Origin of the sequence: Actinomycetospora sp. TBRC 11914, from assembly GCF_012933465.1 — a bacterium.
In the GTDB taxonomy this organism is placed as follows: domain Bacteria; phylum Actinomycetota; class Actinomycetes; order Mycobacteriales; family Pseudonocardiaceae; genus Actinomycetospora.
In genome coordinates, this window is the sequence record NZ_JABBND010000006.1 from 83810 (window position 1) to 95915 (window position 12106).

Sequence of the window (12106 nt, forward strand, 5' to 3'; positions counted from 1 at the left end):
GCTAGCGGGCGAGCCCGTCGAGGAAGCGGCCGACGCGCTCGACGTCGGGCAGCACGGCCGAGGCCGCGGTGTCGCGGCCCGCGGCGTCGGCGGGGTCGATGACGAGCACCCCGAGCCCGCCGTCGGCGATGCTCGGCGCGCGGAACGCGTCCTCGTCGGTGACGTCGTCGCCGAGGTAGATCGGCAGGGTGCCCGGCCCGCGCAGGTCGAGGACGTCGAGGAGGTGCTCGACCGCGCGCCCCTTGTTCCAGTCGATCTTGGGTTGGATCTCGTGGACGAGCTTGCCGGGGGTCACCCGCAGTTCCCCGGGGTGGGCGGCGAGCACCGCGTCGACGAGCTCGGCGACCTCGCCGTGGCGGGCCGGGTCGACCCCGCGGTAGTGCAGCGCCACCGAGGCGTGCTTGGGCTCGACGAGCGTGCCCTCGATGGCCGCGGCGCGCTCGGAGACCTCGGCGGTGACCTTCTCGACGAGCTCCTCGAACCCGGAGGACGCGTCGTGCGTGATCACCCCGGAGCGCGGGTCCCAGATGTCGAAGCCGTGGCTGCCGGCGACGATGAGGTCGTCGAGGCCCATCAGCTCGGTGACCACCCCGCGGTCGCGCCCCGACACCACGCAGACGCTCGCCCGGCGGGCGAGGTCGGAGACGATGCGGCGCATCTCGGGGGTCATCACGGCGTCGGACGGGTTGTCGACGATCGGCGTGAGGACCCCGTCGTAGTCGAGGAACACCGCCGGTGTCCGGTCCTCGCCGCGCTCGGCCAGCACCGACCCCGGGTCGGGCAGCTCGGACGCTCGCGCGCTCATCGGTGCGACCTCCCCGTCGACATGCGCCCGCACCGACGTCGGCGTGTGACGCGGTTCACAGGCTAGGTCCGAGCGCTCCCGCGGTCAACGGATGAACGCACGGTCGTGATCTTGGCACGGTCCGGGCCTACCCGTCGGAGGCGATCACCCACGCGTCCCGAGCGCGAGTTCGCCCGCGAGCGCGACGGCTCCGAGCACGTGCGCGCGGGCCCCGAGCCGCGCGGGGACGACCTCGACGCCCTCCGCCGCCCCGGGCAGTGCCCAGCGCACGAGCGCCGCGTGGAGCGGCTCGATCAGCAGGTCGCCGGCTTGGGCGAGCTCGCCGCCGACGACGACGCGGGCGGGGGTGAGCACGCTGCACAGACCGCCCAGCGCACGACCGACGTGGCCGCCGGTGTCGGCCAGCACCCGCCGTGACGGGGCGTGGCCGGCGCGGGCGCGGGCGACCACCTCGGCGATCGTCAGCGGCCGCCCGAGGAGCGGCTCGAGCAGGCCGACGACGGTCGTCGTCGACGCCCAGGTCTCCAGGCACCCGCGGTTGCCGCAGCGACAGACCGTGCTGCCGACCCCGCCGGTGGGCCCGCCCGCGTCGTCGGCGACGACGACGTGGCCGATCTCGCCCGCGGTCCCGGTGCGGCCGCGGTAGGGGCGCCCGTCGAGGACGAGGCCGGCGCCGACGCCGTCGGAGAGCTTCAGGTAGACGGCGTCCCGGACGTCCGCCAGCGCGCCCCAGGCCTGCTCGGCGAGGGTGCCGAGCAGGGCGTCGTTGTCCACCGCGACCGGGACGCCGAGCCGCCGCCCGGCCCGGTGCGCGGCGTCCACCCCCACCCAGCCCGGGAGGATGCCGGGCTCGCCCACCGCGCCGGTGCGGACATCGACCGGCGCCGGCAGCCCCACCCCGACGCCGACGAGCTCCGCGCGGTCGACGCCCGCGGCGGCCAGCGCCTGGTCGAGCATCACGGCCGCCGTGTCGAGCCCGTCGTCGACGCCGTGGCCGTCGGGGAGGTCGGCCTCCCGCTCCGCGACGAGGGGCACCGGCGGTCCGGGCACACCCTCCGCGGTGGTGCGCGGGAGGGTGTCCGCCGCGCGCGCCAGCCCGACGCGGACGTGGCGGTGCCCGAAGTCGATCCCGGCGACGTGGCCCGCGGGCGGCACCACCCGCACCGCCCGCACCCGGCGCCCGCCCCGCACCGTCGTCGTCGCCGTCAGGCTGCCGACGTCCACGAGCTGGCGGACGATGTTCGACACCGTGGCCGGCGCCAGCCCGGTGGCCGCGGCGATGCCCGCCTGGGTCGGTTCGCCCGCCGCGAGGACGGCGTCCAGCACCCGGCGTCGGTTCGCCTCCCGCAGTCCCGCGGGCGATCCGGGCCCCGCCGCGTTCACCGGTTGAACGTAGCGCGGCACTGTGGTCCATGTCACTACATCGCCCGGACAACCCCGCGCGGGTGGCGCGTCCGGTCCCGTGCGGCACGTCCCGGCGTCGCACCGCTAGCGTCCGTTCGGTGGACGACCGGCTTTCCGAGCTCCGCCAGGCCGTCATCGAGGCACTCGAGGCGAGCCGCACCGCGTCGCAGGTCTACGACGGCGACGGGCGGCTGCGGTGGGTGTCCCCGCAGCTGCTCGAGCTGGCCGGCGCCGACGACTCCGCCGAGGTCGGCTACGGCCGGCACATCGACGAGGGACTCGAACTGCCGCTGTGGGCGGGGATGCTGTCGGAGGAGGCCCGCCGTGGGGTGCGCGAGGAACTCGAGCAGCGCCTCGCGAGCGACAGCGACCCGGCGCCGGTCTGGGTGTCGCCGGTGGAGCTCCACCTGGCGAAGCGGCGGCGTCCGGTGGGGATGCTCGGGGTGACCGTCCGCGCCGCGGACGGGTCGCTCGCCGGCACCGCGCTGGTCTTCGCGCCGCTGCTGCCCGCGCGGGTGCTCGCGCTGGTCAGCGAGGGCGACGAGGCGATGTTCGCGCGGATGGCCGACCTCACCGAGCCCCGTCGTCGGCCCACGGCGGTGGTGTTCGCCGACATCGACTCGTCGGGCCGGCTCTCCCGCCTGCTGCCCACCCCGGCCTACTTCGAGCTGGTCCGCCGGTTCACCACGACGTTCGACGACCTCGTGGCCCGGCACGGCGGCATCGTCGGCAAGCACGCCGGCGACGGGGCGAGCGCGTTCTTCCTCTCCGCCCAGGCCGGGCAGGACAGCGGCCCGGCCGAGTCGGACGCGGCGGCGGCCGCCGTCGCCGTCGCGCTGGCCTTCCCGCCCGCGGTCCGGGCGATCGTCGAGGAGCTCGCGGCGGAGGGCGTCGGCGTCCGGCTCGAGGACTGCCGGGTGAACCTCGGCGTGCACTGGGGCGCGAACCTCTACATCGGCCAGATCGTCACCGGCGGGCGCCTGGAGGTCACCGCGCTCGGCGACGAGGTCAACGAGTGCGCCCGCATCGAGCACGTCGCGTCGGGCGGCCAGACGCTCGTCTCGAAGACCGTCCTGGAGCGCCTCGACGCCGACGCCGCCCGGGGCCTCGGGATCGACCCGATGGCGCTGACCTACCAGGTGCTCGCCGACCTCACCGGCTCCGACACCAAGGCCCTCCGCGACGCGGGCTCGCTCGCCGTCGTGGATCTCGCGGCGCTGGGGGCCGGCCCCGACTCGGCGTGATCAGGGGTACGTGAGGCACCCCGCGGAGCCCGCCGCCATGCCTCCTTTGCTCCTCGGAGTGATCACCCCTGGCGCACCGCGGCGGGCTGCCCCGAGACTCTCCGGCGTGACCGACCCCGAGGCCTGGAGCGACTTCGCGGTCGCCACCGCCGGTGCCGCCGCCGCCCTCGCCGGCCTGCTGTTCGTGGCCCTGTCGATCAACATCTCGTCGGTCCTGGGTTCGACGCGCATCACCGCTCGCGCCGGGTCGACGCTGGTGCTGCTCGCCACGCCCGTGTTCCTGGCGCTCGCGCTCCTGGTGCCGTGGGGCACGACGGCGCTCGGGGTGGTGCTCGTCGTGGTGGCCGTGCTCGCCGGGGGCGCCCTGACCGTGATGCTGCCCCGGCCGATCCCCGAGGTGCCCCGCCTCGCGTGGGTGTTCACCACGCTGGTGCCCCCGGTGGTCCTCGCCGTGGGCACGCTCCTGGCCGGGGTCGGGCTGCTCGCCGACGGGTTCGGCGGGCTCCTCTGGCTCGCCCCCGCGATCGGGTTCTCGCTCCTCGGTGGGCTGATCGGCGCCTGGGTGCTGCTGGTCGAGATCCTCCGCTGAGGAGCTCCGCCGAGACCTACCAGCCGTGCTCGGTGAGCCAGTGCTCACGGATCGAGAGGCTCGCCTGGTTGCCGAGCGACCCCGTGCCCAGCGTGTCGTAGGCGTGGTTCGCGTACGGCACGCGCACGAGCGTCGCGTCGACGCCGGCGGCGCGGGCCGTCGCCACGAACCGCGCGACGCCGCCCGGCGGGACGAGCTCGTCGCGGGTCGGGCCGAGGACGAGCGTCGGCGGCGCGTGCGGGGTGATCGCGGGGACCCCGGAGAGCGCCCGGTACCGGTCGGGCACCTGCTGCGGGGTGCCGCCGAGGTACCAGCGCAGCAGGTACGCGGCCGAGGACCCGGGGTGGCCCGGGTCGTACCCGTGCTCGTAGCCGTCGACGAGGTCGACGGCCGGGTACTGCACGAGCACGCCCCGCGGGACCGGCACGACGCCGCCGCACGACGACGTCTGCGTGCCCGAGGCCGCGTGGTAGGCCACCGACACCGCGAGCTGCCCGCCAGCGGAGTCCCCGGCCAGCACGATGCGGGTCGGGTCGCCGCCCAGCCCCGGGGCGAGCGCGGCGACCTTCGTCAGCGCGCACGCGACCTCCGGCCCGGCGACGTCCCACGTCGGGCGCCCGGGCGAGGACAGGGTGTAGCCGACGCTGACGACGAGGCGGCCGTGGTCGGCGAAGGCCCGCAGGTCGTCGGCGCTGCCGAGCTCGGAGCCGCCGACCCAGCCGCCGCCGTGCACGTACACCAGGACGGGAGCGGGACCGGTGGCCCCGCGGGGGTTCCACACCGCCGCGTGCAGCGGGGCGCCGTCGGGGCCGGTCCCGTAGACCGGGTCGCCGTCGGGGGCGGCGAAGCCGGTGCCCGGGGCGACCGCCGTCACCGGGTTCACCGCTCCGCCCGCGCCGAGCACGGCGGCGACGACGAGCACGACCACCACGACCAGGGCCGCCGTCGCGACCCCCGCCCCGACGGCGACGACGGTGCCCGCGCGCCGCAGCCGACGGCGCAGCGCCACCGCCAGCAGCACCGCGACGAGCCCGACGACGACGAGGGTGGGCCCGGACGCGGGCACGACCAGGGTGGCGTACCCGGAGAGCGACCCGAGCCCGGGGACGAGGGCGCCGAGCGCCACCAGCAGCACCACCAGCGCGGCGGCTCCCGCGACGACCAGCCCGACGGCGGCGACCGCCCCGGACACGCGCCCTCGCCGCGGGCGGGCGGTCGTCGTCATGGGCGCGAAGGGTACGGCGTGCGCCGCCGTGGTGATCTCCGACAGCGCGGGTCGGGGGCGGAGGCCCGATCGGGGGACCGCGCCGCGACTCAGCGCAGCGACAGGCGCGGGCGCGTGATGCCGACCTCGACGAGGTAGCGGTCGGCGCGGACCAGCGCGTCGACGCGCTCGACGACGGTGCCGCGGTCATCGCGCGAGGTCCGGCGGAAGCGCCAGCCCGCGCGGCCGGAGGAGATGCCGAGCAGGGCGGCGTCCTCGCCCTCGACCAGCACCGGCTCGACGGTCTGGACGCCGTCGGCCACCCGCCGTCCGTAGCGGGACTCGAGGAGGGCGTACCAGGAGGCCTCGCCGTCGAGGTCGGCGCCGCGGATGCCGGGGACGATCCGGGTGGGCACGTGGAGCAGCTCGCGGGCCATGGGCTGGCCGTCGGCCAGGCGCAGGCGGGCGAAGCGGCGCACCGGGTCGTCGACGGGGACCTCGAGGTGGGCCGCGAGGTCGGCGTCCGCGGCGATCTCGTCGCTCCACAGCAGCCGCGACGACGGCCGCAGCCCGCGGCGGGTCATGTCGTCGTGGAACGACAGCGCGTCCAGCGGCTGGGCCGGCGCCGTGCGGCGCGCGTAGGTCCCCGCCCCGTGGCGGCGCTCGACGACGCGGCGGGTGGTGAGCTCGGCCAGGGCCAGGCGGACCGTCGAGCGGGAGACCCCGAAGCGCTCGGCGAGCTCGCGCTCCCCCGGCAGCAGCGCGCCCGGGCCGAGCTCGCGACAGAGCCGCTCGACCTCGGCCTCGACGTGCGCGGTGCGGGACGTCAGCACGGCACCGGTCCTACCACGAGCGGACGGGGCCTCCCGGGCCGCAAGCGGTTGCGGCTGCGGGATCGTTGCGTGTTCCACGAGCGACCATGCGCCCGGGGACGGGTTCAGCCCAGGTCCGGCCAGATGCGCTGCAGCATGTGCCAGTCCTGGGTGTGCGCGGCGATCTCGGTCGCGAACGCGTCGGCGACGGCCTGGGTGGCGGCGGGCACGTCGGCGCGGGAGGCGACCTCCACCGGCGGGTGGATGCGGAAGCCCCAGCCCTCGCCGTCGTCGTCGCGGGTGCCCGGGCCGGTGAACCAGCAGCCCAGCGGCAGCAGCGCCGCGCCCGTCGCCGCCGCCAGCGAGGCGGGGCCGGGCGGCATCGACGCGCGGTGGCCGAAGAGGTCGACGGGCACGCCGCGGTGGGACAGGTCGCGGTCGGCGACGAGGCAGACGATCCGCCCGGCGCGCAGCGCGCGCAGCAGGCCGCGCACCGGGGTCTCGCCGCCGGTCATCGGGAGGATCTCGAAGCCGAGGGACTGGCGGTAGTCGACGAACCGCCGGAACAGCGCCTCGGGCCGCAGCCGCTCGGCCACCGTCGCGAACCCGCCGTAGCGCTGCACCGCCCACGCCCCGACCACGTCCCAGTTGCCGGAGTGGGTCAGCGCCACCACCGCGCCGCGGCCGCGGGCGAGGGCGGCGTCGAGGTGCTCGCGGCCGTGCACGGCGGGGTCGACGCGCTCGGCCAGTTCCTTGAGGTCCATCGACGGCAGCCGGAACGCCTCGCGCCAGTAGCGGGCGTAGGAGCGGACGCCGGCGCGGGTGAGCTCGTCGAGCTGGTGGGCGGTGAGGTCGGGGCGCACCCGGGCGTAGTTCGCCCGCAGCCGCGCGATGCCGGGCCCGCGACGCCGGGCGGCGAGGTCGGCCCCGGCGTCGAACAGCCCGCGCGCGACCGGCGTGGGCAGCCCGCGGACCAGACCCCAGCCCGCGGCGTAGCCGAGGTCGGCGGCGCGCTCGGCGGGCCTCACCGCTCGGCGTCGCGCGGGGCGCTCGAGCCCGCGGGGCTGCTCGGCTCCTCGGTGGTGTCCGCCGGCGGGTGCGGGCCGCCGGTGACGCCGGTGGCCGCCCCGTACTGCTCGCGGGCGCTCACCCAGACGGTGGCGATGCGCTGTGCCACGGTCACCAGCGACCCGACCGTCAGCAGCCACAGCGTCACGTCGACCGCCCACCAGAGGCCGAGGCCGGTGAGCCCGATCCCGGCGAGCCCGAGGATGAGGCGCTCGGCCCGCTCGACGATCCCGCCGTCGCCGCGCAGGCCCGCCGCCTCGGCGCGTGCCTTGATGTAGGAGATCAGCTGGCCGCTGACCAGGCAGATGAGGGCGAGCGCCACGACGGTCCACCGGTCGTTCGCGGCGGCCCACCACGCGATCCCCGCGAAGACCGTGCCGTCGACGATCCGGTCGCACAGCGAGTCGAGGACCCCGCCGAAGGGACTCGACACCCCCCGGGCGCGCGCCATCGCCCCGTCGAGGACGTCGAGCATCGCGAAGCCCCACACGATCATCGACGCCGCGAACAGGTGCCCGGTGGGGATCAGCCAGATCGCGAACCCGGTGGCGCCCGCGGTGCCGAACACCGTCATCGCGTCCGGGTGGATGCCCCGGGCGACGAGCCACTTCCCGGCCGGCTCGAGGCTGCGGCTGATCGCCGCACGCCCCCACTCGTTGATCATGTCGTCCCGGTCCAGACCTCGGCCAGCCGGGCCCGGGTCTCCGCGAGCAGCGCGGGGATGACCTTGGTCTGGCCGATCACGGTGATGAAGTTGGCGTCGCCGCCCCAGCGCGGCACCACGTGCTGGTGCAGGTGGTCGGCGAGCGATCCCCCGGCGACGTGCCCGAGGTTGATCCCGACGTTGAACCCGTGGGGCGCCGACATCGCCCGCAGCGCCCGCAGCGCGTGCTGGGTGAAGCGCATGAGCTCGCCCGACTCGGCGTCGGTGAGCTCGTCGAGCAGGGCCACGTGGCGGTAGGGCACGACCATGAGGTGCCCCGGGTTGTAGGGGTGCAGGTTGAGCACGGCGTACACCAGCTCGCCGCGGGCGACGACGAGCCCGTCGTCGTCGGAGCGCCCCGGGATCGCGCACAGCGGGCACCCGCCGTCGACCTCCCCGGTCCCGGCCTCCCCGGCGATGTAGGCCATCCGGTGCGGCGCCCAGAGCCGGCGGAAGCCGTCCGGGGTGCCGGCCCCCTCGAGCTCGTCGGCCTCCGGCGGGTGCTCGAGGGGCACCCCGGACTCGGGCCGACCGGGCTGGGCCGGCAGGCCGGGCGACGCCGTCCCCGGTACCTGCTCGCTGGTGACCCCGTCGTCGTTCATCGCGGACCCATCGTGCTCGTCGGGTCAGGCACGCGTCACGAGCGGGCCGAAGGTCGCCTCGTCCGGGGACGCGTTCTCGCGCCGCGCGACCCAGTCGGCCAGGGCCGCCACCGCGTCGTCCACCGGCACCCCGTTGACCTGGCTGCCGTCGCGGAACCGGAACGACACGGCGTGCGCGTCGGCGTCCTTACCGCCCGCGAGCAGCAGGAACGGCACCTTCTGCAGGGTGTGGGTGCGGATCTTCTTCTGCATGCGGTCGTCGGAGTGGTCGGCCTCGACCCGGAGCCCCCGGGCCCGGAGCTTCCCGACGATGCCGTCCACGTAGTCGGCCTGGTCCCCCGACACCGGGATCGCGACCGCCTGCACCGGCGCCAGCCACGCCGGGAACGCGCCCGCGTAGTGCTCGAGGAGCACCCCGAAGAAGCGCTCGATGGACCCGAACAGCGCCCGGTGGATCATCACCGGGCGCTGCCGGGACCCGTCGGCGGCGGTGTACTCCAGCTCGAAGCGGTCGGGCAGCATGAGGTCGACCTGGATCGTCGACATCTGCCAGTAGCGCCCGATGGCGTCCTTGGCCTGCACGCTGATCTTCGGGGCGTAGAAGGCGGCGCCGCCCGGGTCGTCGACGAGGTCGAGGCCGAAGGTCGACGCGGCGTCCCGCAGCGCCCGGGTGGCCTCCTCCCACTCCTCGTCGGTGCCGATCGACTTCTCCGGGTTGCGGGTGGAGAGCTCGAGGTAGAAGTCGTCGAGCCCGTAGTCGCGCAGCAGGCCGAGCACGAAGGTCAGCAGCGAGGTGATCTCGTCCGCCATCTGCTCGCGGGTGCAGTAGATGTGCGCGTCGTCCTGGGTGAACCCCCGCGCGCGGGTCAGGCCGTGCACCACGCCCGACTTCTCGTACCGGTAGACCGTCCCGAACTCGAAGAGCCGCAGCGGCAGCTCCCGGTACGACCGCCCGCGCGACCGGTAGATGAGGTTGTGCATCGGGCAGTTCATCGGCTTGAGGTAGTAGTCGATGGGCGCCCGCTTGAGCTCGCCGTCCTCGTCGTACTCGGCGTCGAGCTGCATGGGCGGGTACATGCCCTCCGCGTACCACTGCAGGTGGCCGGACAGCTCGAAGAGCGTCCCCTTGGTGGCGTGCGGGGTGTTGACGAACTCGTAGCCGGCCTCGGAGTGCCGCTGCCGGCTGTAGTCCTCGAGCTCCTTGCGGATGATCCCGCCCTTGGGGTGGAAGACCGCGAGGCCGGAGCCGATCTCGTCGGGGAAGCTGAACAGGTCCAGCTCGGCCCCGAGACGGCGGTGGTCGCGGCGCTCGGCCTCCGCGAGCCGCTCGAGGTAGGCGTCCTGGGCCTCCTGCGACTCCCATGCGGTCCCGTAGATCCGCTGCAGCTGGGCGTTGCGCTGGTCGCCGCGCCAGTAGGCGGCCGCGGACCGGGTGATCCTGAAGGCCGGGATGTAGCCGGTCGTCGGGATGTGCGGGCCGCGGCAGAGGTCGCCCCAGACCCGCTCGCCGGTGTGGGCGTGGATGTTGTCGTAGGCGGTGAGGTTCCCCGCCCCGACCTCCATGATCTCGCTGTCGTCCTCGTCCGCGGTGCCCTTGAGGTCCACGAGCTCGAGCTTGAACGGCTCGCCCGCGAGCTCCTCGCGGGCGGCGTCGAGCGACTCGTACTCGCGGCGCGCGAACCGCTGCTTCGCCTTGACGATCTTGCGCATGGCCTTCTCGAGCGACTCGAGGTCCTCGGGGGTGAACGGCCGGTCGACGGCGAAGTCGTAGTAGAAGCCGTCGGTCACCGGCGGCCCGATGCCGAGCTTGGCCTCCGGGAACTGCTGCTGGACGGCCTGCGCGAGGACGTGGGCGGCGCTGTGGCGGATCACCGCGCGGCCGTCCTCGGTGTCGGCCCGCACGGGCTCGACGTCGACGTCCTGCTCGGGGCGCCAGGCGAGGTCCTTGAGGGCGCCGTCGGGGGCGCGGACGACGACGACGGTGCTCGGGCCGCTGCCGGAGAGCCCCGCCTCCCGGACCGCCTCGCCCGCCGTCGTGCCCGCGCCGACCCGGACGGTGGCGGCGGGCGCGGGGGCTGCGAGCGAGGACACGGCGCTACTCCTGGATCGTGCGGGGTGTGGGTGGGCGGAGGGTCTCCGCCTCGTGCGTCCAGCCTATCGATCGGCGGCGACCGGGTTCGCAGGGCGCGCTGCGGGTGAGGGACGGCGGCGGGAGGTCGACGTGGTGCGGAGCGACCGGGTCGTCGTGACTCGGTCGTGCGGTGGCGGTGGGCGGCCGGGGTCGGTGCCGGGCGACCACCGGGACGTCATTGCCGTCCGCGGTAGCGCCCCGCGGCGATGAGGTCCCGCTGATCACGCCGATGCGGGGTCACCGGGCACCTGACGCCCCGGGGCGCGCGGGGCGGCGGCCGAGCACGTCGACCAGGAACGCCTCCACCGCCCGCACCACCTGCAGCGTCCGCGGCGTGGGCAGCAGGTCGAACCCGTGCTGGGCGTGCGGGAGCTCGGCGTACGCCACCGGGTGGGCCGAGACCGCCCGCAGCGCGCGCACGAAGGCGCGGCTCTGCTCGGGGACCACGATGGCGTCGCCGGTGCCGTGCAGCACGAAGAACGGGGGCGCGTCGGCGTGCACGCGGTGGGCGGGTGAGGCCGCGAGCCACGCCTCCCCGTCGTCGGTCAGCGTCCCCGGCATCATCGTCTCGGCGAGCAGCAGGTCGAGGGTGCCGCTGCCGTCGTCCTCGGTGAGGTCGTAGATGCCGTAGAGCGTGACCGCGGCGTCGACCCGGGTGTCGCCCTCCCCGGTCAGCGCGGCGAGCGCCGACAGGTGCGCCCCCGCGGAGCCGCCGGTCACCGCGACGAAGCCGGGGTCGCCCCCGTGCGCGTCGACGTTCGCGTGCACCCACCGCAGCGCCGCGCGCACGTCGTCGATCATCGCGGGCCAGCGCGCCCCGGGGCCGAGACGGTAGTTCACCGTCACGCACACCCAGCCGCGCTCGACGAGGTGGCTCATCAGCGGGTTGGCGTCGCCCTCCTTGCGGCCCGAGGACCACGCCCCACCGTGGATCTCGACGAGGACGGGGGCGCCGGCGTCGCGGGACAGGTCCGGGTGGCGCCACACGTCGAGGAGGTTCTCCCGCCCGTGCGGGCCGTAGGCGACGTCCCGGGCCCCGGCGGCGCGGAAGCGCCGGGGCGCGGTGACCGCGCGGGGCGGGAGCCACGCCGGCGGCTCCGCGACGGGCCTGCGGGACCCGAGCGCCTCGGCGAGGACCTGCCCGGTGGCCCGGGCGCGGCGGTCGAGCGTCAGCAGGGCGACGACGGCGGCCGTCGCGAGCCCGAGCCCCAGCCGCCCCGGCACGGTCCGGGCCGCGCCCCGGCGCACCGCCGTCACGGCCGTCGCCGCCGTCAGCGCGGCGGTGGGGCGCGGGAGCTCCGTGGCGAACGCCGCGAGCAGCGAGGCGCCGATCGCCTCGGGCCAGCGCCGGGTCAGGGGCCGGAACCCGGCCGCGGCGACGAGCGAGGCGCCGGCGCCGGTGGCCATCGCGGCCAGCGTCGCGGCCCACGGCACGCCCCGCGCCCGCGGTCGGCCGCCCGCACCGCTCGCCGGCGCCTCGCCCGTCACCCCGCCACCTCCGCCGCCGACCCGGCCCCCGGTGCCCGATCCCGGGCGCCGACCCC

General features: G+C 76.1%; 11 protein-coding genes. 2 read left to right on the forward strand and 9 right to left on the reverse strand.

The window, feature by feature from the left end:
* Position 1: 1 nt before the first annotated feature.
* Together otsB and HH311_RS12240 are read right to left on the reverse strand one after the other, a co-directional pair.
* Positions 2-805 carry a trehalose-phosphatase gene (gene otsB, locus HH311_RS12235; RefSeq protein WP_169183942.1) on the reverse strand — a complete coding sequence of 268 codons (804 nt, stop codon included), beginning with the start codon at positions 803-805 and terminating at the stop codon, positions 2-4.
* A gap of 144 nt (positions 806-949) precedes the next feature.
* The gene (locus tag HH311_RS12240; RefSeq protein WP_312030102.1) at positions 950-2188 is read right to left on the reverse strand and encodes an ROK family transcriptional regulator; all 1239 of its coding nucleotides are present in this window, start codon (positions 2186-2188) and stop codon (positions 950-952) included.
* 119 nt (positions 2189-2307) lie between these two features.
* Between HH311_RS12240 and HH311_RS33255 the strand changes: the two genes are divergently transcribed.
* A complete protein-coding gene (locus HH311_RS33255) occupies positions 2308-3453 on the forward strand; it encodes an adenylate/guanylate cyclase domain-containing protein (RefSeq protein WP_169183943.1) in 1146 nt (381 codons plus the stop codon).
* A 106-nt stretch (positions 3454-3559) separates the two neighbouring features.
* Positions 3560-4042, forward strand: coding sequence for a hypothetical protein (locus HH311_RS12250; RefSeq protein ID WP_169183944.1), 483 nt, complete (start codon positions 3560-3562; stop codon positions 4040-4042).
* A gap of 16 nt (positions 4043-4058) precedes the next feature.
* On the opposite strand, the gene HH311_RS12255 is transcribed toward HH311_RS12250, so the two are convergent.
* The 7 genes from HH311_RS12255 to HH311_RS12285 all read right to left on the reverse strand — a co-directional run bounded on the left by HH311_RS12255 (position 4059) and on the right by HH311_RS12285 (position 12050).
* Positions 4059-5267, reverse strand: coding sequence for an alpha/beta hydrolase (locus HH311_RS12255; RefSeq protein WP_169183945.1), 1209 nt, complete (start codon positions 5265-5267; stop codon positions 4059-4061).
* 89 nt (positions 5268-5356) lie between these two features.
* The gene (locus HH311_RS12260; RefSeq protein ID WP_169183946.1) at positions 5357-6079 is read right to left on the reverse strand and encodes a GntR family transcriptional regulator; all 723 of its coding nucleotides are present in this window, start codon (positions 6077-6079) and stop codon (positions 5357-5359) included.
* A gap of 104 nt (positions 6080-6183) precedes the next feature.
* Positions 6184-7086, reverse strand: coding sequence for a phosphatidylinositol mannoside acyltransferase (locus tag HH311_RS12265; RefSeq protein ID WP_169183947.1), 903 nt, complete (start codon positions 7084-7086; stop codon positions 6184-6186).
* The gene (gene pgsA, locus HH311_RS12270; protein WP_169183948.1) at positions 7083-7790 is read right to left on the reverse strand and encodes a phosphatidylinositol phosphate synthase; all 708 of its coding nucleotides are present in this window, start codon (positions 7788-7790) and stop codon (positions 7083-7085) included. The genes HH311_RS12265 and pgsA overlap by 4 nt, the downstream gene beginning before the upstream one ends.
* Entirely contained in the window at positions 7787-8431 is a 645-nt protein-coding gene (locus tag HH311_RS12275; protein ID WP_248292496.1) for an HIT domain-containing protein, read from the reverse strand. The genes pgsA and HH311_RS12275 overlap by 4 nt, the downstream gene beginning before the upstream one ends.
* Before the next feature lie 24 nt (positions 8432-8455).
* Positions 8456-10522 carry a threonine--tRNA ligase gene (gene thrS / locus HH311_RS12280; RefSeq protein ID WP_169183949.1) on the reverse strand — a complete coding sequence of 689 codons (2067 nt, stop codon included), beginning with the start codon at positions 10520-10522 and terminating at the stop codon, positions 8456-8458.
* Positions 10523-10799: 277 nt separating this feature from the next.
* Positions 10800-12050 (reverse strand): alpha/beta hydrolase, encoded by a 1251-nt coding sequence (locus tag HH311_RS12285; protein ID WP_169183950.1) that lies wholly within the window; start codon positions 12048-12050, stop codon positions 10800-10802.
* Between the last annotated feature and the right edge of the window lie 56 nt (positions 12051-12106).